A 25,026-nucleotide genomic window follows, 5' to 3' on the forward strand; every position below is an offset into this window, starting at 1 on the left:
GACGTCAGGCCGAAACCTGTAACGGGCGGACGAACTTCCGCGCGATCGTCATGTAACGATCCGCGGTGTCGTGCAGCGTGTAGCCGGCCAGTTGCCGGTTCGCACGCGGCGTGTCGAGCGCGTACAGCAGCGCGCGGCCGTAGGCCTCCGGGTCGGTTGTATCGACCAGGTTGACGCCGGCGAAAGCGCTCGCAAAGCCGAACGAGGGAATCCGGCTCGCCACGACTGGAATTCCCGACGCAAGCGCTTCGAGAAAACCAATGCTCTGCGCTTCGAAACGCGACGGCATCGCGAAGACACGCGAGGCGCGCAGGATCGCGGCGACGTCGGAACGCGGCCCACCCACCGTCACCTTGCTTTCCAGGCCGAGCTGACGGACAAGCGACACTACCGCCCTGTGATAGTCGAGATCTTCGACGACGCCGCAGAACAACAGACGCGCCTCCGGCTCCGATTGCAGCACGCGCTCGAACGCGCGGATCGTGTCCAGTTGGCTCTTGCCTTCGATATAGCGGCCGAGCTGGACGATCTGCTTCGGGTGCGCGCCGATATCCGGCGCAACAGCGTCGTTGGCTTCCGAGAACAATTGCGCATCCACGCCGTTCGGAATCACGACCATGGACGGATGCCGGCCAATCTCCCGAAGGTAGTCGTCAATATTTTGCTGCGACACGCCGATGATCGCTCTCGCCCGTCGCGAGAGCAGCCGTTCGGCCCGCTTGAGCGCGCCGTTCTCGAAGTCGTTGACGCCGGAATGCATCACCCACGCAATCGGCGTATGGACCGGCAGAAGGCGCACATACAGCGCGGCAAGCGTGGCGTGAGCCACGATGAAGTCGGGCCGGAATCGCCGTACCACGCGATACAGGTGCAGCAGCTTTCCCACCCTGCCGTAGCGAACCTCGGGAAACAGACACGTGACGCCCGCCGCCTGAAGTTCCGCGTGAATGGCGGCGAAATCGTCCTGCTCCGGGAGCAGCGATGTCATGCAGACTTCATGGCCACCGCGCTGATGATGAATGGCCAAACCCTTTACGAGTACTTCTGCCCCGGACAAGCGCGGTGCATGAACCAGTTGAAGAATCCTCACGATTTATCTCTCTGGATAACCGCCTTTCTTGCGCAGCGGAGGGATGCCGCCCCCGTTATTGCAGACGCAAAATAACGTCGGCATCCGTCATCGTGTATGGCGCGGCCCCTTTCGCGGAGCGCGTCAAAGTCCCAGTGAAACAGCGACAGTTCCGCTGCGAAGTCCATGTCGCGAGGAAACGTTACACCCAAGGCCCAGCACTTTTACGCCAACCCCAAGAGCTTTTCGGCTGACTAATGAGCGCTAGCGCCCATTTCTCAGTCGATTGGCCGTGCCAGATAGTTAGGCATCCGTTTCAAATCATTACGACCCCAATTCGACGTGGCGGAAAACGACTGGTTTCGCCTGACGGATATTTTCGTGCGATCAAAGCAATTAGTACTGCATTAATGTTCATACGTAACGACTCGTTACTTCTTTTAAACATACTAATGCGTATTGTTGCGGTCGATTCTTCCCAAATTGAGCTTTCTAGCTTACAGGACAGTAAAAGATTCATCGGCTAGCGCCGTGAATTCACGTACTGCGATCTGAATCGCGCTGTTCCTCAACACGCTGGCCGTTTTCGTCGTACTTTCCCCGGTCGTCCGATTCCGCCAAATCCGCTTCTGGTCAGCGGTCTGGTTTCGTATGACAAGAGTTTCTCGGCAGAGAAATGCGTTCGGGGCCGACATCCCGGGAAGGCATCACCTTCGCGCAGCCGCAAGGCTGCGCACTCAGGACGCCAGTGTCGAAGCCTCGGTCATCGGCTGGCTTGCAAATGAACCCGATGTTCGCTCCACCTCCCGACGCGCTTTTGCGCGAGGACACGGACGAATCATCAGCTACCGCATTGCTTACAGATTGATGAAATCGCAACTACTCGCACTCTCGACACTCTCCCTCGCACTCGCCGCATGCGGCGGCGGTGGCGGCGGCAGCGCCGCCAGCACCGCGGCAAGCCAGTCCAACGGCAACAGCAGCAGCTCGAACAGCTCGGCCAGCACGTCTGCCGCTAGCAACCCCAGCACCGGCACCACCGCGCTGAACGCCACGGGCGGCACCGCGGCCATGAGCTGCGCCTCGCCCATCACGTCGGCAGGCTCAGGCAGCGCGACGATCTCCGCCGATACGCCCAGCGCCGACGGCACGCGCATCTTCGCGGCCGGCAGCACCTTCCAGCTCGCCTTCAACACCAACGCGCCGAGCGCGGACACGCTGAATTGGGCCGTCACCGACACGATCGGCCGTGTCGCCGCGAGCGGCAGCGCCGCCGTGCCGAGCGGCGCGAAGACCATCACGTTCAATTGCACCTCGACGCTCGCCGGTTATTTTGCGGCGACGGGCACGCTGGCCAGGAACGGCGGCCAGTTGCCGCAAGCCGGCACGCGTCCGGTCGGCATCGCGAGCTTCGGCGTGACGCCGAATCTGTCCGGCGTCGTTCCGGCCGTCACCTATGCGCGCCAGGAACAGCATCGCTTCGGCATGCAGGGCGCGAACGACAATGGTCCGCTACTCGCCGCGCTGGGCATTTCGTCGACGATCGACGACCGCCAGCTCTCCACCATGGAACCGAACGGGCCGAACACGTTCAACCCGTCGGCCAGTAGTCTCGATTCGTTCTACAAGAACGGCAACGTGATGCGCCTGATCCGCCTCGACGGCATTCCCGCCTGGGCGAGCAGCACCGGCGCCTTCCAGGACGACACCACGCTGCCGACCGATATTTCGTACTACCAGAGCTATATGAGCCGTGTCGGCACGGAATCGAACGCGATTCGCGCCGCGTACTTTCCGACCCAATCGGCGAACTACTATCAGGTGACGTGGGAACCGAACCAGATGTGGACCGACACCGACGCCAACTTCGTCGCGTTGTACAAAGCGGTCTACCAGGGCATTCATTCAACCGATCCGCACGCGATGGTGATGGGCCCGGCCGATGCCTTCCCGAGCCTGACCACGACGCACCTGAAACGCCTCGCGCCGCTCGGCTTCGGCCAATACATCGACGCGGTCGCCACGCATGGTTACTACGACGCGGGCACCTCGCCGTCGCATCCGCCTGAGCGCTACGACAGCGACCCGTCCACCGCCGACGGTTCGTTGCGCGGCCAGATGCGCAACCTGCGCACGGAAATGGCCACCGACTATCGCACCGGCATGCATCTGTTCTCGACGGAAGCGGGCATCAGCTACGACCTCGGCACGTCGTACGGCCCGAACTATCCGACCGCGAACGTGTTGTACGCACAAGCGGCGGTCGCGGCGCGCATGCACATCATCACGCTCGGCGAAGGCGCGGATCAGACGTACGTATTCTACGGCGCGGACTATCCGGATGAAGTCGGCTACGGCACCTTCTTCGACCTGAGCGATCCGCAAGGCGCGTTCGGCGCGAGCAACATCAGCCCGAAGCCGGTTGCCATGGCGATCAGCGCGATGACGCACACGCTCGACGGCACCACCACGCTCGGTCCGGTGAACGGCACGCCGACCGGCGTCTACGCGTACGCGTTCCAGCAAGTGGGCAACGGCGCGGTGGTCACCGCTTTGTGGGCGCACAACAACAACGTGTGGAGCGCGAGCGCGGGCTTCAGCTCGACCTATAGCGTCGCGTACAGCCTCAACGTCGACGCGCCGGGCACGAGCGGCACCGTGAAGGTGGTCGACATGATGGGCAACGCGACCAATGCGAACTACAGCAACGGAGTGCTGACGCTCAATCTGACCGAATCGCCGGTGTACGTGGTGTCGAACAATGCGTCGGTCGCGAAAGCCAACGCGACGACTCCGGTGGGATACGTCGGCATGTAAGTTGCGCGTTTGATGGACCCGAATTCGGGTACTCGGCGGACACGAAAAACGTCAGCCGGCTCATGGGCCGGCTGACGTTATTTTTTTTGGACGCTCGAAACAGGCACCGCAAGGTCGGCGTCGCGAACGAGCCACGAGGTCACAGCATCACATCAAAACCTTGAGATTTGTCTTATAGCGAAGCAAGTTCGGGCTGCCTACAATCCGCTTCTCCTTTGAACGGCTAATAGGCCAGCAATCTCAGCGGGCGAGGTAAGACGTGAGCAACACCTACCAGATGAACTACAGAACTCCGATCGCTGAAAGCTGGAATCACACGCCCCTCCCCACATCCGAGCCGGCAGAAGACGTCTCGTCGATGCTCGAACGATTGAAAGCCGAATCAAGTTCACTGGAGTCGTACTTCACCGACCTCGAGAGCGAACTCAAGCGCGTCCATCTCAAACGAAAGATTGTGGGCAAAAAGCTGGGCGTGCTATCGGAACTCATCAAGGATGTCGACGCGCTCCAGGCGGAGCCCGCAGTAGCGGTGCAGACAGTGGCTGCCAGGCCGGAGATGGATGCCTTCACCGAGGCCGCTCCGCGACGCTCACGCAAGAAACAGATATTCGCCGTCGCGTCCATTCTCGTGGCGCTGGCGATTGCTTTCATCGCGCTGGAAAAAACCGGTCAGATTTCTTGCATGACTTGTACGCCGGCCAAGCTGCTGGGCCTGATGTGAGCTTCGCCCGGACCACAGCCAGGCGAGCGCCTTAAAAACCAGAAACCCCAACATAAAGCACAAAACAGGCGCACACTACCTTATTGCTCCCCTGCGGAGCAAAAACCGCCAATTGGGGAGTCCATCATGGCAAAAGGTCAAATGCGCAGTAACCGCGAAGTCAAGAAACCGAAACAGGCGAAGAAACCCCAACCCGCCACTTCGCCATCAGGCGCGCCGCCGATCCGCATAGCACCGAGCGTGTCAGCGACCCAGAAGAAGCACTAAAGCGAGCGAGCCCGCCCCACACAGGCGGGCATCTTCCTGAACACACTACTTCGAAATATCCTCCAACGCCACGTCCCGCGTCTTCGGCCCAAGCATCCCAATGGCCAGCATCACCACCGCCATCGCTCCGGAAATAAACACGAACACGCCGTCCACGCCGAAGCGGCTCAAACATCCCGCGATCACGAACGCGGAGAACATCGCCGAAATCCGGCTCCACGAATAAACGAATCCCACTGCCCGAGCCCGGATACTGGTCGGAAACAACTCGGCCTGATATGCGTGATAGCTATACGAAATAATATTTCCCGCTAGCACGAGACACACACCCAGGCTCACCAGCAACACCGTCTCGCGCGCCTGGCTGAACGCCAGTCCGCACACCACATTCACCCCCGCCATGCAGATGATCACCGTCTTGCGCTCGAAGCGGTCGGCAATCAGCAATCCCAGCAACGGCCCGAGCGGTGCGGCAATCGCGATGATGCTCGCGTACATCAGACTCGTCGTCACCGTAATGCCCTGCTTGATCAGCAAGGTCGGAATCCAGTTCGCGAAGCCGTAGTAACCCATTGTCTGGAACACGTGGAAGATGATCAGCATCAGCGTGCGCTTGCGATACGGCGGCACCAGCAGGTCGCGAAACGCCGCCCGTGCGCGCACCGGCTCGGGCAAGGCCGGTTCCGGCAATGGCCGTCCGTATTCGCGCGCGACGCGTGCTTCGAGCCGCGTCATGATCGCGTCCGCTTCGTCGATGCGGCCTTTCTGCGCGAGCCAGCGCGGGCTCTCCGGCAAACCCAGACGGATCCACCACACCACGATCGCGCCGACCACGCCGGTCAGCACGACCAGACGCCAGCCATCCAGACCGAAATAGCGATGCGGCACCAGCAGATACGAGAGAAACGCGACGATCGGCACCGCGCAAAACCCGACTGCCTGCGAACATGCCGACGCACGTCCGCGCACATGCTTCGGCACGAGTTCGGAGATGTACGTGCCGATCGTGACGATCTCCACGCCAATGCCGATCCCCGCGATGAAACGCCAGAGATTGAGCCCGAGCGCCGTGTCCTGAAACGCCATGATGATGTTGGCCGCGGTGTACCAGAGCAGCGACCACGTGAAGATCGCGCGTCGGCCGAAACGGTCGGCGAGAAATCCGCACGCCGCCGTGCCGATGAACAGCCCCGCGAACAACGCCGCGATGAAACTCGCCACGCCGCTCGTGCCGAACAGACCGTGTGTGGTCGCGGTGAGAATGCCGCTGCGCACGAGTCCCGGTGCGATATAGCCGGAGAACATCAGGTCGTACAGTTCGAAGAAAAGCCCGAGGCTCAGCAGCATCACCAACTGCCAGATCGAACGTGTGGCCGGCAGGCGGTCAAGCCGCGCGGAAATACGGGCGCCATCGAGCGCGATGTCGTCCGCGCGGCCGTCCGCGGACGCACCCGCGCCAGAGGGTAATCCGCCGAGCGCGCCGGCATCGCCGACCGCCGTTGCATATACCGCATGATTCGACGATTTCATCGTCTGTCTCCGTTGTCCGGTCTTGCGCCGGATGAGATTGATTTGATTGCGTTCAATGCATCGAGCGCCGGGTTCAGGCAGCGGCCTCAAGCGCGACCTCACGCCGCTTGGGGCGGCGCCTGATTCGAACTGCCGCTCAGCGCCGCGATCTCCGCTTCGTCGTAGCCCAGATCGCGCAGCACTTGCGCGGTGTGCTCGCCGATCTTCGCGATCGGTTGACGCGGTTGCAGACGCGCGCCATCGAGTGAAATCGGCAGCAGCGGCATGCTGGTTTCGCTGCCGTCGTCGAGTGTCAGGCGAGCAAGACCGCCGCTCTCGTTCAGATGCGGATCGTCGAACAGGTCCTCGGGTTTCGTGATCGACGCGAACGGAATGTGGTCGCGCTCGAACTGTGGCACCAGCGTCGCGCCTTCGAACTGGCCCAGCGATTCGCCGAGCGTTTTCAGCAGCCATTCGCGCGCCAGCACGCGGTCGTTGTTGGTGGTGAGGCGCGGGTCGGCCAACAGGTCCGCTCGGCCGAGAATCGCGCACAGCGCGCGCCACTGTCCATCGCCGGTCGCGGCGATGAACATCTGCTCGTTGTTGGCGAGCGTGAACACGTCGTACACGGCCCATGCGCTGATGCGCTCGGGCATCGGCGCAGCGGGCACGCCGGTCGCGGCGAACTGCTGCATGTGCTGCGCGGACAGCAACACGCAGTTCTCGAACAGCGCGCTGTGCACTTCCTTGCCGCGTCCGCTCGCATGCCGTTCATACAAGGCGGCAAGCACGCCGATCGCGCCGAACATGCCGCCCATGATGTCGTTGACCGAGCTGCCCGCGCGCAACGGACGGCCCACGGGTCCGGTCATGTAGGCGAGGCCGGCCATCATCTGCACGACTTCGTCGAGAGCGAGGCGGTGTTCGTATGGACCGTTCAGGAAGCCCTTGTGCGAGACGTAGATGAGCTTCGGATTGCGCTCGCGCAGCGACGCGTAATCGAGACCGAGACTCGCCATGCGGCCCGGTTTGAAGTTCTCGACGAACACATCGGCGGTATCGACCAGCTTGTGCAGCGCGGCCAGTCCGGCTTCGCTATCGAGGTCGAGCGCCACACTCTTCTTGTTGCGGTTGAAGGTGCGAAAAAAGCCCGCGCCGGTGCCGAGCAAACGGCGCGTGCCGTCGCCGCGCGGCGGCTCGACCTTGATCACTTCGGCGCCGAGATCGCCGAGAATCATCCCGCAGGTCGGCCCCATCACCATATGCGACAACTCGATCACACGAATGCCCGCGAGCGGCAGCGCGCCAGGTTGAGGCACGGAAGGAGCCTCAGTTGAAGCAGAGGGAAGCGGATTCATTGCAGTACCTGCGCGACGGAAGATTCAAAACGTTGACGGGCGGCCGAACTGAACTGCTTCGGCAAGCCGGCGCGCGCCAGATAGCCGTAAAGCGGTTCGCCGGGCAAAGCGTCGGCGAGCACCGCGCGCGACGCGAGCAGACGGTCCAGGTCGATGCCGGTCGCGTAGCCCATGCTGTCGAGCATGAACACGAGGTCTTCGGTGTTGACGTTGCCGGTCGCGCCCGGCGCATGCGGACAGCCGCCAAGTCCGGCGAGCGACGCGTCGAATTCGCGGATACCGTGTTGCAGCGCGACCAGCGTGTTGGCCAGTCCGAGACCGCGCGTGTCGTGGAAATGCAGCGAGCGCAGCTTGCCGCCCGCCACGTCCCGCACCAGTTCGATGATCTCGCCGACCTGGCGCGGCGTCGCTTCGCCTGTGGTGTCGCCGAGCGCGATCACATCGGCGCCCGCTTGCAGCGCGGCGCGGGCGACCGCGGCGATATCCACGTATGGCACTGCGCCTTGCAGCGTGCAGCCGAACACCGTCGACAAACCGGCGATCAGTTCGACGCGCCGCGCGCCCGCGTGCGCCGCGCCGTCGATCAACTCGCGCATCGCCGCGAACGCCCCGATCATTTCCGCCGGCGTTTTGCGCACGTTCGCGAGGCTGTGCGCGGCGCTCACCGAAATCGGCGCGACGATACGATGCACGCCGGATTCGAGCGCGCGTTGCGCGCCCTTCAGATTCGGCACCAGCGCCGTGACGATCAGATCGTCGTAGGTGAGCGCGTGAGCGATGACTTCGTCGGCGTCGGCCATCTGCGGCAGCAGCTTCGCCGGCACGAAGGAGGCGACTTCCATATGGCGCACGCCGGCGGCATAGGCGGCGTCGATCCAACGCCGTTTGAACGCGGTAGGCATCGTGCGAGCGATGCTTTGCAGACCGTCTCGCATACCGACTTCGGTCACGACGACGTGCTCCTGGGTGTCACTCATGGTCTTGAATCCCGGTCTTGAATGCCGCGGAGAATGCGGGGAATGAAGCAGCTGAGTGACAGCGTGCCCGCGCATCGGCGCGCGGCAAAGTCTGCGTTGGCGACGCACTCCATCGCCGCTCGCGATGGCGGCTCAGGCAGGCGGGACGGGCGTGAGCCGTCGCAAAGGGGAAACCCTTAAGGGCTTTTCAGAGGGTGTGACGAGAAGATCGCGACGCGCTTTTTAGGCTCGGCCTCAGACCGCGTTCAGCAGATGATCGAGCAGATGCGACGCCGCGAGCGTCAGCGCCTGACGGTCGCGCATGCAGATCACGAAGCGCCGTTCGGCCCAGGCTTCGCGCAAGGGCACGGCCATGATGCCGTATTCGTCGGCGGCGTGACGAGGCAGCGCTTCGCGCGGCAGGATCGCGACGGCGAGGCCGGCCTGGATGAAACGATAGGCGGCATCGAACGTCGACACGTAGGTGCGATAGTTGAGTTCGTGGCCCTTTTCCGCCGCGATGCGCTGCATCAGCGCATTCACCGATGCGTTCGACGAGAGTCCGAGGTGGTCGAACGCCAGCGTCTGCTCGAAGCTGATCGCCACCTCGCCCGCGAGCGGATGGTCGCGCGGCACGATCAGCGCGAGATGATCGGCGCGATAGGGCACGACGTCGAGACTGCCCATCGGCACGACGTCGCGGCAAATGCCGAGATCGGCGACACCCTCTTCCAGACCTCGGACGATTTCCGCGCTCACGCGCTCTTCGACGTCCACGCGAATTCGCGGGTTCGCCTTCAGGAACGCCGAAAGTGCCTCGGGCAGAAACTCCACCATCGACGACACGTTCGCCAGCACCCGCACGTGGCCGCGCGCCCCGGCCGCGTATTCGCTCAGTTCGGCCTGCAGGCGTTCGTGGCCGCGCATGATGAGCCGCGCGTGCCGCAGCAGCGCCTCGCCGGCGGCGGTGGCGCGCACGCCGCGCTGGCTGCGCGAGAGCAACGCGACATCGACCAGCGCTTCGAGATCCGCGAGCCGCTTGCTGACCGCCGACGGCGCGATGAACTCGCGTTCGGCCGCGCGCGCAATCGTGCCTTCCTCGCAGACGGCAATGAACAAGCGCAAGGTCACCTGATCGATCTGCCACATGAGCGGGCATGCTTCCAAGGTTTGAAGTGGGAAAATTATGCCCGACGATGACGGCGGCTGAGGCCATCTCAGGGTATCTACCGCGGGAGCTGCCTGGTTTGCCTGGTTTGCCTGGTTTGCCTGGTTTGCCTGGTTTGCCTGGTTTGCCTGGTTTGCCTGGTTTGCCTGGTTTGCCTGGTTTGCTCGGGTTGCTTGAACTGCTTGAACTGCTTGAGCCGCCTGGCCGCTTAGGCCGCCTGAATCGCTTGCTCCTACGATCACGCGCGCACTTGCCCGGCTTTTCCGGTCTGGCTATGCTGAGGGCCTTGCCGGCCGCGAGCATCTGCGCAGCACGCGAATCGCGCCACGAACCAGAACAATCGACCAGAGATAGCCATGTCCACCACCAGTCTCTTCCTCACCGCCGCTGGCGTCGGCCTCGCGATTGCCGCGCCGGTCGGCCCGATGGGCATGCTGTGCATCCGCCGCACGCTGACCGGCGGTCCGCGTGCCGGCCTCGCGATCGGTTTCGGCATCGCAACCGGCGACGCCGCCTATGGACTGATCGCGGCGCTCGGCCTCGTCAGCATCTCGCAGTTCATGCTCGCGTATGACCGGCCCTTGCATCTGCTCGCCGGGTTGTTCCTGTTGTATCTGGGCGTGCGCACGCTGCTGCAGAAAGCCCCCGCCGACCCGTCGAACGGCGACGGCAACGGCAACGGCAACGGAGCAAACAACCGCGACGGCAACGGCAAGCTCGCGCAAGTGGGCCGCGCCGGTGCACTACGCGCCTATGCGAGTTCATTGCTGCTCACGCTGACCAATCCGCAAACGGTCATCATGTTCGCCGCGCTGTTCACGACGCTCGCCCCGCGCGGCGCGTTTTCATCGAGCATTGCGCTAACCACGGTAGGCGGCGTGTTTTGCGGCTCGATTGCGTGGTGGTGTTTCCTCGTGACTGTGGTGTCGCTTGCGCGCCATGCGATCGGCAGCAAACTGCGCGTCGCCATCGACCGGATCGTCGGGTTCACGCTGGCGGCGTTCGGCGTCGTGGAGATTCGCCGGGCGCTTTGAGCGGGTCTCACCGCACAGCGCCACGTGCTAGCGCTGCGGCCGCGTCGGCGGCTGCGCCCTCAGTCTTAGAAGCGCCCGCGCAACGCCACGACCACTACTCCAGCAATCGCCAACAACCCACCACATAGCGTCGCAAGCCCCGGGCGCTCTCCGGTCAGCAACGCGGACAAGGCTGTCGCCACGGCCGGCGTCAGATAGAGAAAATTGGCCGCGCGCGCCGCGCCGAAATGACCGAGCGCGAAGGTCCACGTCGCATAACCGAGCGCCGCCGGAAACACGCCGAGCACCAGCACCGCCTGCAGCGTGCCGTGCGGCGCGCCGTCGAGCGAATGCAACGCGCCCGGCAACCAGGGCGTCAGCAGCAGCGCTCCGGCCAGCAATGTGTAGGCGGTGCAAGTCAGCGCACCGTAGACCGGAATCAGGCGCCGCTGCAGCACGAAGTAACTCGCGGAACACAGCGCGGCGCCGAGAATCAGGGTGCTGCCCGCGCCGAGCGTCAGGCCGCCCGGCTGGCCGCGCGCGATCACGGCGATGCCCGCGAGGCTCACGAGTGAGCCGAGCCATCCCCAGCGGTTGAAACGCTCGCCGAGTACGACGGACGCCAGCAGCGCCGTAAAAATCGGCAGCGTATTGACGATGAAACTCGCCGCACCTGCGGCCACGGTCTTTTCACCGGTATTGAGCAGCGCGTTGTAGAGCGCGATGCCGAGAAAACCGCACAACGCGAAGCGCAGGCTGTCGGGCCATGTCGGCAGACGCGGGCGCCGGTAGGCGAGCCACGCGAGCACCAGCAGCGCTGCCGTAGCGAAACGCGCCGACGCCAGTTGCAAAGGCGGCAAGCCCTGCAAGCCGATACGAATGAATGGAAACGCGGACGCCCACGACACAATCGTGAAGGCGACCGCACCTGCCGCCAGCAGCGGCTGACGCGCAAAGCGCGAGGGACGAGGCGAAGTCAGTGTGTTCATGCCGCGATCGTGCCTTGGCATGAGCTGCTAAGCTAGAACACAAATGAACACTGTGATGTGAATATGGCTCACACCTCGCCACCCGCCGCGTCTGCTCGGCCGCCGCTCGCAAGCCTCGAAACCGTCTGCCACGTGGCCCGCGAAGGCTCGTTCCTCGCCGCCGCGGAAGCCGCCGGGCTCACGCACGGCGCGATCAGCCGGCGAGTCGCCGCCGTTGAAAACTGGCTCGGCATGACGCTGTTCGAACGCCATGCGCGCGGCGTGCGGCTGACACCGGACGGGCAGCGTTTTATCGGTCGGATCGAGCAGGCTTTCGGCATCATCGACAGCGCGGCGGACCAATGGCGTTCGCCGCGCAACCCGCAACTGGTCAAGCTAAGCGTGGTGCCCGCGTTCGCCAAGCTGTGGTTCTTCGAGCGCCAGGCGGCGTTTGAAACCGAGGCGCCGGCGCTGCGTATCCAGCTCGACATCGACCACCGCAATGTGGACATCGTCAGTGGCGACGCGGATCTGGCCGTTCGCTACGGGCGCGGCAACTGGCGTCAGCTCGAGGTCAAGCCGTTCCTGCCGGAGACGCTGTATCCGGTGGCGCATCCCGCACTGGCCGCGCAACTGGCGAAGCAGCGGCATAAGCGCGGCGACGCGGCGCTGCTGGACGTGCCGCTGCTGCACGACTCGGACGTGACAGGCTGGCGCGCATGGTTCGATGAGCTGGACATGCCGTTGAAACCTCGCGCGCAGGACCGGCGCTTCGAAGACTACACGCTGGTGCTGGCCGCCGCGGAAGCGGGTCTCGGCGTGGCGCTGGCGCGCGTGCCGCTCGCCGACGCGTATCTGCAGCGCAGCGGCCTCGTGCGCGTAAGCCGCCATGAAGTCGCCTCGCCGCTCACCTACTACTTCGTGCATGCGAAAGGCGAAAACCGGCCCGAAGTCCTGGCGTTGATCGACCGTATGCAGAGCGCTTCATACGCAAACGCGGCAGTTTTGCGACAATAGCGGCTTTCGCCGCGCCACGGCGGCCTTGCCGCCTATAACCCGTCCAACCCACCCGACCGCCAGCGGTCCGCTCAATGGCACTTCCCCACATCGATCTGCTGTACTCCGTCTCCGGCCTGTTCGTCGGCTTTCTGGTCGGATTGACGGGCGTCGGCGGCGGCTCGCTGATGACGCCGATCCTGGTCCTGCTGTTCAACGTGCATCCGGCCACCGCGGTCGGCACCGACCTGCTGTACGCGGCGGCCACCAAGGCGACCGGCACGCTCGTGCACGGCCTGAAGGGCTCCGTCGACTGGCAGATCACCCTGCGCCTCGCCGCCGGCAGCGTGCCGGCCGCCACCATCACGCTGATCCTGCTGCATCGCTATGGCATGGACACACCGGGCGCGAGCCGGCTGATCCAGGTCGTCCTCGGCGCGGCATTGCTGGTGACGGCGGTGGCGCTGGTGTTTCGTCCGCAACTCGCGGCGCTGGGCGCGCGCAAACAGCGCACGCCGCGTCAGGGACGCACGCTCGCGCTGACCATGCTGACCGGCGCGGTGCTCGGCGTGCTGGTGTCGCTGACTTCGGTGGGGGCGGGCGCGATCGGCGTGACGGTGTTGTTGCTGCTGTATCCGCTGCTGCCGACCACGCGCATTGTCGGGTCGGACATCGCACACGCGGTGCCGCTCACCCTGTTGGCAGGCGCCGGCCATTGGCTGCTGGGCTCGATCGACTGGTCGATGCTGCTGTCGTTGCTAGTGGGATCGCTGCCGGGCATCGCGGTCGGCAGCTATCTGTCCTCGCGCGCGCCGGACACGCTGCTGCGCAACCTGCTCGCCGCCACGCTCACGCTGGTCGGCGTGCGCCTCGTGCTGGCCTGAAACCGCCTTAGGAATATCGACACGCGCCGGCGCGAACGTCCAGCAGCTACTTGAAGAACCGGCAGGTCAGATCGGCCTCGAACTGCCGGATCCATTGACCGTGACGGTCGTGATAGGACTGCGCCCAGCCGCCGCGCCGCACGGTAACGAGGCGCTCGTGCGCCGCGTCGCTCGGATCCGCGCAGGCACTGATGTCGAAATGCGCCGGTGCAAAACCGTGCCGTGCGCACACCAGTTCGAAAGCCGCCCGATCGCCGATGGGCAGATCGGTATAGCGCAAAAGCGAGGTTTCCATGGCGTTGACTCCGGTTCCCTACGCATCACAGTACGCTTCGCAACGCGTCAGCAGTGTGTCACAGCGCACAGACGGACTGCGGCCGCGCCGCCGTCCCAGTTCGGAACGGCTGAGGCCTATCATCGCCGCTTCAATAATCGCCAAACTAAATAAAAAAAAGGCTCCGGTTTTTTGCCGGAACCTTGGTGCGCGTCTGCATCACGATGGCGCATGGCGGCGTGAACCGCCCGCGCCAGGTGCCGCAGCCTGCTTACTGCTGCACAACGGTCAGCTTGTTCGACACCGACGTCACGCCCGCGACGCCCTTTGCCGCCTGGCCGGCAGCGTCGATCTGGCCTTGGTCAGGCACCGAACCCGTGAGGGTCACCGCGCCGCCGCGAGCACGCACGGCAATGTTCGACACGTCGATGCCTTGCGCCTTGGACAACGCGCTACGCACCTTGCGGCCCAGCTGGCTGTTCGCCTTCTTGGTCGACTTGGCGCTGGCAGCCGGCGCGGCGGTCGTGCCGGTTGCCGTTGCGTCGCTTGCCTGAGCGTACACATTGCACGCCACCACCATTGCCACAACCGAACCCAGCGTTTTCAGAAAACCGACCGATTTCATAGCTTTTCTTCTCCTTAGCTTCACATTGGACCGCATAGACAAGCGGCTTCGTTACGACTACTTGCGGCCATGCTGGGCGCGCGCGGCAAGGGCGCGGCTGAGCAACGGCCGACTATGGCTGTAACACGATGTGCGAGAGGCGAGAGAGGCCGGTTGCCGTTGCCGCCTGCGATGACAGGCATGCAGTGCGGTACGAAAACCGGCAAGCCGCGAGGTCCGCCGACGCGCCCGGTTCTTGTGTGTCGTGCCGGGTCACGCCGCGCAAACATCTGTTCGCGGCAGCGATGCACAATTTAATCTAGCCGGGCCAGAAGCGCAAAGGGTTTAGTCGGGTTTAGTCATACTCGAGATGCTCAAGATGCGAATCGCGTCAGGCGCACGGGCTGTCACGCCACGTTCACGATTTGTTACGGGTTTGTCGCCGCTGGCCGCTGCCGCGCGTTCCGCCGTGCAGTGAATCTCAGGTACCATCGGCGCGACGCAAGCTGCCGCGCGGCTCGCGGGCCCGTCGCGGCAGCCGGTCCCGCAAGCCGCGCGTGCTTCGCACCGACTCGCGCGCCGCAGAGCGCCGTTCCTGTTCACTTTCGACCGTAGCCGTCACGTCATCCGATGAAGCCAGCCTCCGGCCGCAAAAGCCCTCCCCGTCTCGTCGCCCGTTTTGTCGCGATCTCCTGGCGCGATCTCGCGGTCTCGTTCGGGCCGATCCTGCTGATCGTCGCCGTCGCGATCTGGGTCGCCGTGCGGTTGATCCAGCCCGCGCCGCCCAGCACGCTGACCATTAGCGCCGGCCCCGAAGGCAGCACCTTCTGGACCGCGGCGCAAAAGTACAAGGCGATTCTGGCGCGCAACCGCATCACGCTGAACGTGATGTCGTCGGAAGGCTCGCTGCAGAATCTCAAGCGGCTGTCTGATCCGAAGTCGAACGTCGATGTCGCCTTCGTGCAGGACGGCGTCGCGCCCGGCCCGGCGGCCGACGGGCTGATGTCGCTCGGCAGCGTGGCCTATGTGCCGCTCGCGATCTTCTATCACGGGCCGACCGTCACGCGGCTCTCCGAATTTAAAGGCCAGCGGCTCGCGGTCGGCGCCGAAGGCAGTGGCACGCGCGAGCTGGCGCTCGCGCTGCTCAAGGCCAACGGCATCGTGCCGGGCGGCGCGACCAAGCTGTTGCCGCTCTCTGGCGACGACGCCGCCGATGCCCTCGTCTCCGGCAAGGTCGACGCGGCGTTCCTCGCCGGCGATTCGGCCCAACCCGCGGTGATGGGCAAGCTGTACCGCACGCCGAACGTGCAGTTCTACGACTTCTCGCAAGCCGATGCCTACACGCGCCGCTTTCCCTACCTGACGCAACTCGAGATGCCGATGGGGGCGTTCGACCTCGGCAAGAATCTGCCGTCCGCGCCAATTCATATGGTGGCGCCGACCGCCGAACTGGTCGCGCGCGACTCGCTGCATCCCGCGCTTTCCGACCTTTTGATCGAAGCCGCCCGCGAGGTGCACGGCAAGGCGAACATCATGCAGCGCGCCGGCGAATTCCCCGCGCCGCTCGCGCACGATTTCCCGATCAGCGACGACGCCGCGCGCTACTACAAGTCGGGCAAGAGCTTCCTCTACCGGATCCTGCCGTTCTGGCTCGCGAGTCTCGCCGACCGGCTGCTGGTGGTCGTGGTGCCGCTGATCGTGTTGCTGGTGCCGGCCTTGCGTCTGGTGCCGTCGCTGTATGCATGGCGGGTGAAATCGCGCATCTATCGCTGGTACGGCGCGCTGATCGCGATCGAACGCAGCGCGCTCAGCGACCATTCGCCCGCCGAGCGCGCCTCGCTGATCGAGCGGCTCGACGCGATCGAGGAGTCGGTCAACGGCCTGAAGATGCCGCTCGCCTATGCGGATCAGTTCTACGTGCTGCGCGAGCATATCGGCTTCGTACGCCAGCGGCTCACGCAGGCCCGCGACGCCCAGCGCGACGAGGCCGCCAACGAAGCTGAAAGAGCGGAGAACGGTGCGCGCGAAGCAGGCGCCGGACCCACGCCGCGCGCCGCGAACGAAGCGGCCGAAATCGGCGAAGCGCGCGACGACCACGACGCCAAACCATATTGACGGGTGCAAGCCGCGGCTGCACCGCGTAAGATCATTACAAATCCGACGGTGCGGCAGACGCGCCGTGCGGAACAGGCAATTCGGGAGACATTTATGACCGTTGGCATCGACGCCAGGCAACCGCTGTGGTTTTACGACTTTGTCTCGCCGTTTACTTACCTGTTGCTGGAGCAGCACGACAAATGGCCGGGCTTCGACTTCGTGTTCACGCCCGTGGTACTGAACGATCTGTATCGTCACTGGGGACAGCGGCCGGCTTACGGCGTGCCCTCGAAACGCACCTTCCTGTACCGGCACGCGCTGTTTCGCGCGGAGCAACTCGGCATTCCGTACAAGATGCCGCCGGCGCATCCCTTCGATTCCATGAAGCCGCTTTTGCTTGCCACCGCAGCGAACGGCGACGTCCAATTCGTGCGCGAGATTTTCCGCTTCATCTGGCGTGAAGGCCGCGATCCGTCGACCGATGAGGCCTTTGCCGAGTTGTGCGACCGCGTCGGCGTGACCGACGGTCCGGAGCTCATCAAAAGCGCAGCCGTGCTGGCGCAATTGCAGCGCAATACGGCGGACGCGATCGCCCTCGGCGTCTACGGCGTGCCGACCTTCTTTCTGAACGATCAATTGTTTTGGGGTGAGGACGCGTTGCCCATGGTGCTGTACTGCGCGCGCACGCCGAACTGGCTCGAATCGAGAGAAGTCAAACGGATCAGTTCGCTGCCGTCGGGGCTCGCGGATATTCAACCGTAGGCGATACGTAAGCGTAAAGCGGGCGAAACGCGCGTCCCACGGCGCTTGCGAGGGTTTGTTGCGGCAAAACAGCCTTGCTGATGCCGGCCATACCGTGCCCGCTATGCCGCTACACCGCAAACGGGCCTAAGGTTATGACCTTCGCGCCGTGCGCGTTGGCGCCGCGCTCTCGCGAGACGCTCGCGGGCGGCTCCGTACGACGCCTCATCGGATCCGATCCCCTTGCCCCGCCTCGCTTAAACCATGGACGACACCGCCGCCTCCCTCGATATCTGGCTCGTGCGCGTGCTGCGCACGCTGCTGGTCGAGCGCAGCGTCACGCAGACCGCGTTGCGTCTGAATCAGACCCAGCCTGCCATCAGCACCGCGCTGCGCAAACTGCGCGAGACGCTGAACGACCCGATCCTCGTGCGCGGCAAGTCGGGCATGGTGCCGACCGAATACGGTGAATCGCTGCTGGCTTCCGCGCAACGCGTGCTGCGCGAAGTCGATTTCGTCGCGACGCCGCATGGCGACTTCGATCCCGGCCGCTCGCGCCGCACGTTTCGCGTGGCCGCGCCGGACTATCTGAACGACTTCTTCATGCCGACGGTGATCGCGCAGTTTCGCGAGGCGGCGCCACATGCTCGGCTGGAGATCGATTCGCTGAGCCCGATGCTCGATCATTCCGCCGCGCTCGATGCCGGCGAGCTCGACCTGGTGATCGGCAACTGGCCGAAGCCCGAGCCGCGTTTCGAGCGCAGCGATCTGTTCTCCGATACCGTTGTGTGCATGATGCGCGCCGATCATCCGCTGACGCGCATGCCACTGACGCGCGAAGCGTATCTCGCCGCGCCGCATCTCGCGCCGACGGCGTATAGCGGCGCGAGCAGCGGCGCCATCGACATCGGCTTCGCGCGGGCGCGCGCCGAGCGGCGCATCGTCGCCACGCTGCCCTACTTCGGGCTGGTGCCGCAAACGCTGTTGCAATCCGATCTGATCTTCACGACGACGCGCCGCTTCGCGATGCACTACGCAGACATGTTGCCGCTCGCGGTGGTCGATGTGCCGATTCCGTTTCCACGCATCAAGTGCTATCAGTTGTGGCATCCGCAGCCGGATCGGCCGAGCGACGTGGGTTGGCTGCGTACGCTGATGTCCCTGGTGTCGGATAGGCTGGTTGCGCAGAAAGTGCGGCGCACGAAGCGGGCGCCCAAAAAGGAAACGTCAGCCGCAACGGGCTGACGTTTGGATTTGAAGTTTGACGGGCGGCGCCAGTTGAGCGCCTTCGTCTTGACTTACTTCAACCGATCAGACGCTCGCGCAAAGCTGCTGCGTCGCGAGTTGCGCCACGACCTGCCGCGTGCGAATCTGCAGCAACTCCGCGCATACCGCCACGGCGATCGCCGAAGGCGCCTTATCGATAATACCGGCCACGCCGATCGGACACGTCATCTCCACCAGCCGGTCCAGATCCACGCCACGATCGAGCAAACGACGCTCGAACTTCACGCGCTTCGTCTTCGAACCGATCATGCCGAAGTAGGTGAAATCGCGCCGCCGCATGATGCGGGCGGCGAGCGAGAAATCGAGCGCGTGGTTATGCGTCATCACGAGAAAGTACGCGCCGGGCGGCGCCGTATCGACGATCGCGTCCGGCGTGTCGGTCGCTTCGATCTGCACATTGGCGGGCGTTTCGTCGGGGAACAGTTCGTCGCGCTCGTCGACCCACTGGACGACGCACGGCAAGCTGCCGAGCAGCTTGATGAGCGCATGCCCGACATGCCCCGCGCCGAACAGCACGATATGCATCGGCGCCGGACGCGGCATTTGCACGGCGTCGCGTCGGCCGATCTGAACGGAAGAAAATTCGTTCATGGCGATCATTCCAGTGAGTGTGTTGTTCACGCGCTTCTTTCCCGGCTCATTGCTACGCTGATTGCCGCGGTGCTGTGGTTGCAGCCCGTACCGCGCCGACCGCCTTGAGGATTTCCTCGCTGGTCGCCGGCGCATTCAGCGGCGGATTGATCTTGTGGTCGCCGACTGCCGACACCGCATCGCGCACGGCAAAGAACACCGAGAACGGCAGCAGCAGTGGCGGCTCGCCTGTCGCCTTCGAACGATGGATGCTGTCCTCCGCATTGCGGTTCTTGAAGAGGCGCACGCGGAAATCGGGCGGCGTATCGTTGACGGTCGGAATCTTGTAGGTGGACGGCGCATGCGTCATCAGCTTGCCGCCCGCGTTCCACCACAGTTCTTCGGTCGTGAGCCAGCCCATGCCTTGAATGAACGCGCCTTCCACCTGGCCGACGTCGAGCGCCGGATTCAACGAAGCGCCCACGTCATGCAACGCGTCCGCGCGCAGCACGCGCATTTCGCCGGTCAGCGTGTCGATCACCACTTCCGACACGGCCGCGCCGTACGAGTAGTAGTAGAACGGCCGGCCTTGCAGCTTTGATTGATCCCAGTAGAGCTTCGGCGTCGCGTAGAAACCGTCCGACCAGAGTTGGATACGCGCGACGTAAGCCTTCGCGATCACTTCTTCGAACGGCACGATGGCGTCGCCCACCACCACGCGGTCGTGCATGAAGCGCACTTCCGATGCGCTCACCTGCCCCGCGCCGAACCGCTCGGCTGCAAACGCCGACAGACGTTCGCGCAACTGACGCGCGGCGTCCTGCGCGGCCTTGCCGTTCAGATCGGAACCCGTCGAGGCGGCCGTCGCCGAGGTATTGGCGATCTTGCTGGTGTCGGTCGCCGTGACGCGAATGCGGTTGAAACCAATGCCCAGTTCATGCGCGACGACCTGCGCGACCTTCGTATTCAAGCCCTGGCCCATTTCGGTGCCGCCGTGGTTCACCAGCACCGAACCGTCGGTGTAGATGTGCACGAGCGCGCCAGCCTGGTTGAAGTGGGTCACGTTGAACGCGATGCCGAACTTGACCGGCGTGAGCGCCATGCCCTTCTTCAATATTTCATTGTTCGCGTTGAACTCGTTGATCGCCGCGCGGCGCGCGCGGTATTCGCTGGTCGCTTCGAGTTCGTCGATCAGCTCGTGAATCACGTTGTCTTCGACGACCTGGCCGTACGGCGTCTGGTTGCGCTCGGTCTTGCCGTACAGATTGCGGCGGCGCACGTCGAGCGAATCTTCACCGACCGAGCGCGCGACGTTATCCATGATGTATTCGATCGCGAACGCGCCTTGCGGACCGCCGAAGCCACGGAACGCCGTGTTCGACTGCGTGTTGGTCTTGCCGCAGAAGCCGTCGATCGTCACGTCGGAGAGCCAGTACGCGTTGTCGAAGTGGCACAGCGCGCGCGTCATCACCGGGCCGGACAGGTCGGCGGAGAAGCCGCAGCGCGAGGTCATGTCGACCGTCACGCCGTCGATCACGCCTTTGTCGTCGTAGCCGACTTCATACGTGTAGTGGAAATCGTGGCGCTTGCCCGTCACCATCATGTCGTCGTCGCGGTCCGGACGCAGTTTCACCGGGCACAACAGCTTCCATGCGGCCAGCGCCGCGCAGCACGCGAACAGACCCGATTGCGATTCCTTGCCGCCGAAACCGCCGCCCATGCGGCGGCATTCGATCAGCACATTGTGCGACGCCACGCCCAACGCGTGCGCGACCATGTGCTGCATTTCGGTCGGGTGCTGAGTCGAACAGTAGACGTGCATGCCGTCGTCGTCCTTCGGCACCGCGTACGAAATCTGGCCTTCCAGATAGAACTGCTCCTGGCCGCCGAGCAGCATCTCGCCGGCTTCGCGACGCGCGGCGCGGGCGATCTTGGTGTCCGCTTCGCCGCGCGCGAGTTTCATCGGCGGCAGCACGTGTTGGTTCGCGGCGCGCGCTTGCTGTGCGGTGAGAATCGCCGGCAGCTCCTCGTAGACGATTTCGGCGCGGCGCGCGGCGAGACGCGCCGTGTCATGCGACGTCGCGACCACGATGAAGATCGGCTGGCCGATGTATTGCACGAGGCCGTCGGCGAGAATCGGATCGTCGCCGTGGATGATCGGACCGACGTCGTTGACGCCAGGAATGTCGTCGGCGGTGAAGATCGCGACCACGCCCGGCGTGGCGCGCACCTTGTCGAGCGACATCGAGACGATCTTCGCATGCGCTTTCGACGACAGGCCGAGCGCGGCGTGCAGCGTGCCGGCGAGCGTCGGGATGTCGTCGGTGTAAGTGGCGCGGCCGCTCACGTGCAGATGCGCGGACTCGTGCGGACGTGAGATGTGGACCTGCGTGAAGTCGTCGAGCTCCTTGAGGTCTTTCAGGAACGGTTCGGCGTGCTGATTCATTGTGTGTGTTCTCCGTATCCGTTGGGCTTCTGCTTAGACGCCTGCAGGCGCGCACGCCGCGGCGACCGCGCGCACATCCAGCGCGCTCTTGGGCAGCGGATTGTTCGGCCGCGTTTCGAGCCAGAAGCGGTACAGCGTGTTCTTCGCCGATTCGAGGCGATAGTTGCTGGTCGCGCGCATGTCCGACAGCGGCGCGTAGTCGTTGCCGAGCGCGAGCATCGCGGCCTGCGCGGTGGCTTCGTGCCATTCGGCGTCGCGCAGCACGGCTTCGGCGTGCGTCGCGCGCTTGGACGTGGCGGCCATGCCGCCGAATGCGATGCGCGGCTCGCGGATCAGGTTGCCGTCAGCGATGAACGAGAATGCGGCGCACACGGCCGAGATGTCCGAATCGAAGCGCTTGGACAGCTTGTACGTGCGGAACTGCAGGTTCTTGCGTACGCCGGTACGCGACGGCACTTTCAGGCCGACGACGAACTCATGTTCCGCCATATCCTTCTTCTGATACGCAAGGTACAGGTCCTCAAGCGGCATTTCGCGCTCGATCTCGCCGCCGCGCACAATCACATGCGCGCCGAGGGCGATCAGGCCCGGCATCGAATCGCCGATCGGTGAACCGTTGGCGATATTGCCGCCAAGCGTGCCGGCATTGCGAATCGGCAGCGACGCGAAGCGTTGCTGCATTTCGAACAGTTCCGGGTATTGCTTGACGATTTCCGTGTAGGCCTTTTCGACGCTCACACCCGCGCCGATCTCGATCCATTCGTCGTTGGTTTCGAGCTTCTGCAATTCGGCGATCTGCCCGACGTACACGATGTTGCCGAGCTCGCGCATCATCTTGGTAACCCACAGGCCGATGTCCGTGCTGCCGGCGAGAATACGCGTGGCCGGTTCGGCTTCCTTGATCTTCGCGAGCGCCTCGACCGTGCGCGGCGCGGCGAACTGCTGGCCGGCGTGCTGGTAGCGGAAGGTGTCCTTGCGCTCGAGCGTGGCGAGCGTTTTCGACAGCGCGTCGATGTTGATCGGCGCTTTTGGCGCCGGCGCTTCGAACATGCGCACGGCGGCGTCGACGATCGGACGATAGCCCGTGCAGCGGCACAGGTTGCCGGTCAGCGCGTTGCTGATCGCTTCACGCGACGGCACGGTCTTGTTCGCGCAGCTATGTTCGTGGCCGTGCTTTTCGTACAGCGACCACATCGACATGACGAAGCCCGGCGTGCAGAAGCCGCACTGCGAGCCGTGGCACTCGACCATCGCTTCCTGCACCGGATGCAGCGAGCCGTCCGGCTGGCGCAGGTCTTCGACGGTGTAGAGCGCTTTGCCGTCGAGCGTCGGCACGAACTGGATGCAGGCGTTGACCGCTTTGAAGTCGACTCCGCCCGCCTCGTTGCGCTCGCCGATCACGACCGTGCACGCGCCGCAGTCGCCTTCGGCGCAGCCTTCCTTGGTGCCGGTGCAATGCGCGTCTTCACGCAGATATTGCAGGACCGTGCGGGTGACGGGCGCGTCCTTGATCTCGCGGATCGCGTTGCGGTGGTAGAAGCGAATCGGCTCAGTCATGTCTCGTTACTCTCGAATGTTCTGTGTCCGTGGGGACGTGCAGCAGTGATGGTTCGAAAACTATCACCGTCAATAAATACAACCCATAGCTCGGATCGCATGCGGGACATATCCGCGAAAAGATATCGAGATGGGTTTGGGCGCCGGTTGGCTTATGGTGTTCATGTATTTTTGGCGTATTTTTATATTTTATGTTGATTAACGGACAAATCGAGTCGAGGCGATTTGATTGATCGTGCTCAAAACTTAGGCAGTGACGACGCAGAAACCGACCACTATGTGGTTCTCGGAATGGCTTTTCGTCGGATGAATTATTAAGCAAGTCCTGCAAGAAAACCGGTTCCATGGGAAAATCACGCCTTCCCGCCGAATTCAAGTCTCGTTTTCCCCATGTCCACCGACTCAGCAGCACCTCGCAGCGAATTTGCGACGACCATGCAGATCATTCCGGTCGTCTTTTTCACGTTTCTTTGCTATCTGACGATCGGAATTCCGCTTGCGGTGCTGCCGGGCTACGTCCACGACGACCTCGGTTACAGCGCCGTGCTGGCGGGTGCGGCCATCAGCGTGCAGTACCTGGCGACGTTGGCGTCGCGGCCGCTCGCCGGCCGTTCCGCGGATACGCTGGGGCCGAAGCGGACCGTTTCGATCGGATTGCTGGGTTGTGGCGCGAGCGGAGTTCTGTTGTTGCTGGCTGTGCTGTGCGGGCGCTGGCCGGTGCTGAGCCTCGGGTTGCTGGTGTGCAGCCGTCTCGTGTTGGGATTCGGCGAGAGCCTGTGCGGCACGGGCGCGATTCTGTGGGGCATCGGCCGGGTGGGCACGAGCAACAATGCGCGGGTGATCTCGTGGAACGGGATCGCGACGTATGGCGCGCTGGCAGTCGGCGCGCCGCTGGGCGTGGCTATCGAGCATACGGTCGGGTTCGCCGCGTTGGGGGTTCTGGTGATTCTGCTGGCGGCGCTCGGCTTTTATCTCGCTCGTCCCATTGCGCCGGTGCCGATCGTGCACGGCGAGCGGATGTCGTATCGGAGCGTGTTCACGCGGGTGTTGCCGCATGGGATCGGGTTGGCGCTGGGTTCTGCCGGGTTTGGGTCGATTGCTACTTTTATTACGCTGTTTTATGCGGCTAAGCATTGGCCGAATGCGGCGTTGTCGTTGACGGTGTTCGGGACGTTGTTCATCGGCGCGCGGTTGTTGTTTGCCAATACGATTAAGACGTACGGTGGGTTTCGGGTCGCGATTGCTTCGTTTTCGTTTGAGTGTGCCGGTTTGTTGATGTTGTGGTTGGCGCCTGAGCCTCATATCGCGCTCGCTGGTGCGGCTTTGACCGGGTTTGGGTTTGCTTTGGTGTTTCCGGCTCTTGGTGTCGAGGCTGTGGGGCTCGTGCCGCCGGCTAGTCGAGGGGCGGCTTTGTCGGCCTATTCCGTGTTTCTCGATCTTTCGCTTGGGATTACCGGGCCGTTGGCCGGGTATATCGCTGGTGAGTTTGGGTATGGGTCGGTGTTTCTTTTTGCCGCTGTTGCCGCTGCCGGGGGTGTCGGGCTTTCTACTTTGCTTTATCTTCGGAATGCTAAGGTGACTAATTTGCCTGCGGCGTTGTGAGGGTTGTTGCCTGCTCGGCATGTGTTTTTTTCTGTGGGCTGTCGGTGTTGGCCTTTCCTTGAATTCTTTGTGGTCTATTAGCGTTGCCCCTGTGCGGGGCGGCACCTACTTTCTTTGCCGCC

22 protein-coding genes are annotated in these 25,026 nt (G+C 63.8%); 10 read left to right on the plus strand and 12 right to left on the minus strand.

All coding sequences use genetic code 11. The features are described from left to right. Positions 1-4: 4 nt before the first annotated feature. Positions 5-1,075, minus strand: coding sequence for a glycosyltransferase family 4 protein (locus PQR32_RS09820; protein ID WP_408225186.1), 1,071 nt, complete (start codon positions 1,073-1,075; stop codon positions 5-7). Between PQR32_RS09820 and PQR32_RS09825 the strand changes: the two genes are divergently transcribed. Continuing rightward, on the plus strand, positions 998-1,165 hold the full coding sequence (locus PQR32_RS09825) for a hypothetical protein (RefSeq protein ID WP_408225192.1): 168 nt from the start codon (positions 998-1,000) through the stop codon (positions 1,163-1,165). The genes PQR32_RS09820 and PQR32_RS09825 overlap by 78 nt on opposite strands. Before the next feature lie 761 nt (positions 1,166-1,926). Here the strand turns inward: PQR32_RS09825 and PQR32_RS09830 are convergent. Next, positions 1,927-2,376, minus strand: coding sequence for a hypothetical protein (locus PQR32_RS09830; protein WP_408225081.1), 450 nt, complete (start codon positions 2,374-2,376; stop codon positions 1,927-1,929). Here PQR32_RS09830 and PQR32_RS09835 point away from each other — a divergent pair. Both PQR32_RS09835 and PQR32_RS09840 read left to right on the plus strand, forming a co-directional pair. Next, positions 2,345-3,886 carry a glycoside hydrolase family protein gene (locus PQR32_RS09835; RefSeq protein ID WP_408225084.1) on the plus strand — a complete coding sequence of 514 codons (1,542 nt, stop codon included), beginning with the start codon at positions 2,345-2,347 and terminating at the stop codon, positions 3,884-3,886. The two genes, PQR32_RS09830 and PQR32_RS09835, sit on opposite strands and share 32 nt — an antisense overlap. Positions 3,887-4,145: 259 nt before the next feature. Then, positions 4,146-4,607 (plus strand): hypothetical protein, encoded by a 462-nt coding sequence (locus tag PQR32_RS09840; protein ID WP_408225087.1) that lies wholly within the window; start codon positions 4,146-4,148, stop codon positions 4,605-4,607. 312 nt (positions 4,608-4,919) lie between these two features. Here PQR32_RS09840 and PQR32_RS09845 read toward each other — a convergent pair whose 3' ends face one another. The 4 genes from PQR32_RS09845 to PQR32_RS09860 form a co-directional block, all read right to left on the minus strand. Continuing rightward, a complete protein-coding gene (locus PQR32_RS09845) occupies positions 4,920-6,404 on the minus strand; it encodes an MFS transporter (protein ID WP_408225090.1) in 1,485 nt (494 codons plus the stop codon). A gap of 98 nt (positions 6,405-6,502) precedes the next feature. After that, positions 6,503-7,741, minus strand: coding sequence for a CaiB/BaiF CoA transferase family protein (locus PQR32_RS09850; protein ID WP_408225093.1), 1,239 nt, complete (start codon positions 7,739-7,741; stop codon positions 6,503-6,505). Then, on the minus strand, positions 7,738-8,718 hold the full coding sequence (locus PQR32_RS09855) for a hydroxymethylglutaryl-CoA lyase (protein WP_408225096.1): 981 nt from the start codon (positions 8,716-8,718) through the stop codon (positions 7,738-7,740). The genes PQR32_RS09850 and PQR32_RS09855 overlap by 4 nt, the downstream gene beginning before the upstream one ends. Before the next feature lie 234 nt (positions 8,719-8,952). Further along, the gene (locus PQR32_RS09860) at positions 8,953-9,846 is read right to left on the minus strand and encodes a LysR family transcriptional regulator (RefSeq protein WP_408225099.1); all 894 of its coding nucleotides are present in this window, start codon (positions 9,844-9,846) and stop codon (positions 8,953-8,955) included. A 375-nt stretch (positions 9,847-10,221) separates the two neighbouring features. Here PQR32_RS09860 and PQR32_RS09865 point away from each other — a divergent pair, with 375 nt between their 5' ends. Further along, entirely contained in the window at positions 10,222-10,899 is a 678-nt protein-coding gene (locus PQR32_RS09865; RefSeq protein WP_408225102.1) for a LysE family translocator, read from the plus strand. Positions 10,900-10,964: 65 nt separating this feature from the next. On the opposite strand, the gene PQR32_RS09870 is transcribed toward PQR32_RS09865, so the two are convergent. Next, positions 10,965-11,867 (minus strand): DMT family transporter, encoded by a 903-nt coding sequence (locus tag PQR32_RS09870; protein WP_408225105.1) that lies wholly within the window; start codon positions 11,865-11,867, stop codon positions 10,965-10,967. 63 nt (positions 11,868-11,930) lie between these two features. Here PQR32_RS09870 and PQR32_RS09875 point away from each other — a divergent pair, with 63 nt between their 5' ends. Further along, on the plus strand, positions 11,931-12,863 hold the full coding sequence (locus tag PQR32_RS09875; RefSeq protein ID WP_408225108.1) for a LysR substrate-binding domain-containing protein: 933 nt from the start codon (positions 11,931-11,933) through the stop codon (positions 12,861-12,863). A gap of 74 nt (positions 12,864-12,937) precedes the next feature. Further along, positions 12,938-13,726: a sulfite exporter TauE/SafE family protein gene (locus tag PQR32_RS09880; protein ID WP_408225111.1), complete on the plus strand. Its 789-nt coding sequence runs from the start codon at positions 12,938-12,940 to the stop codon at positions 13,724-13,726. Between the two features lie 46 nt (positions 13,727-13,772). On the opposite strand, the gene PQR32_RS09885 is transcribed toward PQR32_RS09880, so the two are convergent. Beyond that, on the minus strand, positions 13,773-14,021 hold the full coding sequence (locus PQR32_RS09885) for a hypothetical protein (protein WP_408225114.1): 249 nt from the start codon (positions 14,019-14,021) through the stop codon (positions 13,773-13,775). A gap of 250 nt (positions 14,022-14,271) precedes the next feature. After that, positions 14,272-14,625 (minus strand): BON domain-containing protein, encoded by a 354-nt coding sequence (locus PQR32_RS09890; RefSeq protein WP_408225117.1) that lies wholly within the window; start codon positions 14,623-14,625, stop codon positions 14,272-14,274. Positions 14,626-15,234: 609 nt separating this feature from the next. Between PQR32_RS09890 and PQR32_RS09895 the strand changes: the two genes are divergently transcribed. From PQR32_RS09895 to PQR32_RS09905, 3 genes are all read left to right on the plus strand, one after another. Then, positions 15,235-16,719 carry a TAXI family TRAP transporter solute-binding subunit gene (locus PQR32_RS09895; RefSeq protein ID WP_408225120.1) on the plus strand — a complete coding sequence of 495 codons (1,485 nt, stop codon included), beginning with the start codon at positions 15,235-15,237 and terminating at the stop codon, positions 16,717-16,719. Positions 16,720-16,812: 93 nt separating this feature from the next. Next, the gene (locus tag PQR32_RS09900; RefSeq protein WP_408225123.1) at positions 16,813-17,463 is read left to right on the plus strand and encodes a 2-hydroxychromene-2-carboxylate isomerase; all 651 of its coding nucleotides are present in this window, start codon (positions 16,813-16,815) and stop codon (positions 17,461-17,463) included. 243 nt (positions 17,464-17,706) lie between these two features. Further along, a complete protein-coding gene (locus tag PQR32_RS09905; protein ID WP_408225126.1) occupies positions 17,707-18,687 on the plus strand; it encodes a LysR substrate-binding domain-containing protein in 981 nt (326 codons plus the stop codon). Positions 18,688-18,753: 66 nt separating this feature from the next. Here the strand turns inward: PQR32_RS09905 and xdhC are convergent, their stop codons facing one another. The 3 genes from xdhC to xdhA are packed head-to-tail and all read right to left on the minus strand — an operon-like array spanning position 18,754 to position 23,302. Continuing rightward, positions 18,754-19,320: a xanthine dehydrogenase accessory protein XdhC gene (gene xdhC, locus PQR32_RS09910; protein WP_408225129.1), complete on the minus strand. Its 567-nt coding sequence runs from the start codon at positions 19,318-19,320 to the stop codon at positions 18,754-18,756. 52 nt (positions 19,321-19,372) lie between these two features. Next, positions 19,373-21,745, minus strand: a complete 2,373-nt coding sequence (gene xdhB / locus PQR32_RS09915; protein WP_408225132.1) for a xanthine dehydrogenase molybdopterin binding subunit — start codon at positions 21,743-21,745, stop codon at positions 19,373-19,375. Positions 21,746-21,778: 33 nt separating this feature from the next. Further along, positions 21,779-23,302, minus strand: coding sequence for a xanthine dehydrogenase small subunit (gene xdhA, locus PQR32_RS09920; protein ID WP_408225135.1), 1,524 nt, complete (start codon positions 23,300-23,302; stop codon positions 21,779-21,781). A 390-nt stretch (positions 23,303-23,692) separates the two neighbouring features. On the opposite strand from xdhA, the gene PQR32_RS09925 reads away from it, so the two are divergent. Beyond that, the gene (locus PQR32_RS09925; protein WP_408225138.1) at positions 23,693-24,904 is read left to right on the plus strand and encodes an MFS transporter; all 1,212 of its coding nucleotides are present in this window, start codon (positions 23,693-23,695) and stop codon (positions 24,902-24,904) included. The last annotated feature ends 122 nt before the right edge of the window (positions 24,905-25,026 follow it).

The organism is Paraburkholderia dipogonis, from assembly GCF_046027395.1.
GTDB lineage: Bacteria > Pseudomonadota > Gammaproteobacteria > Burkholderiales > Burkholderiaceae > Paraburkholderia > Paraburkholderia dipogonis_A.

Coding starts and splice junctions, on each gene's coding strand:
- PQR32_RS09865 (WP_408225102.1), top strand. CDS start 10,222: ATGTCCACCACCAGTCTCTTCCTCACCGCCGCTGGCGTCGGCCTCGCG.
- PQR32_RS09860 (WP_408225099.1), bottom strand. CDS start 9,846: ATGTGGCAGATCGATCAGGTGACCTTGCGCTTGTTCATTGCCGTCTGC.
- PQR32_RS09825 (WP_408225192.1), top strand. CDS start 998: ATGGCCACCGCGCTGATGATGAATGGCCAAACCCTTTACGAGTACTTC.
- xdhC (WP_408225129.1), bottom strand. CDS start 19,320: ATGAACGAATTTTCTTCCGTTCAGATCGGCCGACGCGACGCCGTGCAA.
- PQR32_RS09855 (WP_408225096.1), bottom strand. CDS start 8,718: ATGAGTGACACCCAGGAGCACGTCGTCGTGACCGAAGTCGGTATGCGA.
- PQR32_RS09870 (WP_408225105.1), bottom strand. CDS start 11,867: ATGAACACACTGACTTCGCCTCGTCCCTCGCGCTTTGCGCGTCAGCCG.
- PQR32_RS09880 (WP_408225111.1), top strand. CDS start 12,938: ATGGCACTTCCCCACATCGATCTGCTGTACTCCGTCTCCGGCCTGTTC.
- PQR32_RS09890 (WP_408225117.1), bottom strand. CDS start 14,625: ATGAAATCGGTCGGTTTTCTGAAAACGCTGGGTTCGGTTGTGGCAATG.
- PQR32_RS09905 (WP_408225126.1), top strand. CDS start 17,707: ATGGACGACACCGCCGCCTCCCTCGATATCTGGCTCGTGCGCGTGCTG.
- PQR32_RS09845 (WP_408225090.1), bottom strand. CDS start 6,404: ATGAAATCGTCGAATCATGCGGTATATGCAACGGCGGTCGGCGATGCC.
- PQR32_RS09925 (WP_408225138.1), top strand. CDS start 23,693: ATGTCCACCGACTCAGCAGCACCTCGCAGCGAATTTGCGACGACCATG.
- PQR32_RS09895 (WP_408225120.1), top strand. CDS start 15,235: ATGAAGCCAGCCTCCGGCCGCAAAAGCCCTCCCCGTCTCGTCGCCCGT.
- PQR32_RS09885 (WP_408225114.1), bottom strand. CDS start 14,021: ATGGAAACCTCGCTTTTGCGCTATACCGATCTGCCCATCGGCGATCGG.
- xdhA (WP_408225135.1), bottom strand. CDS start 23,302: ATGACTGAGCCGATTCGCTTCTACCACCGCAACGCGATCCGCGAGATC.
- PQR32_RS09850 (WP_408225093.1), bottom strand. CDS start 7,741: ATGAATCCGCTTCCCTCTGCTTCAACTGAGGCTCCTTCCGTGCCTCAA.
- PQR32_RS09875 (WP_408225108.1), top strand. CDS start 11,931: ATGGCTCACACCTCGCCACCCGCCGCGTCTGCTCGGCCGCCGCTCGCA.
- xdhB (WP_408225132.1), bottom strand. CDS start 21,745: ATGAATCAGCACGCCGAACCGTTCCTGAAAGACCTCAAGGAGCTCGAC.
- PQR32_RS09900 (WP_408225123.1), top strand. CDS start 16,813: ATGACCGTTGGCATCGACGCCAGGCAACCGCTGTGGTTTTACGACTTT.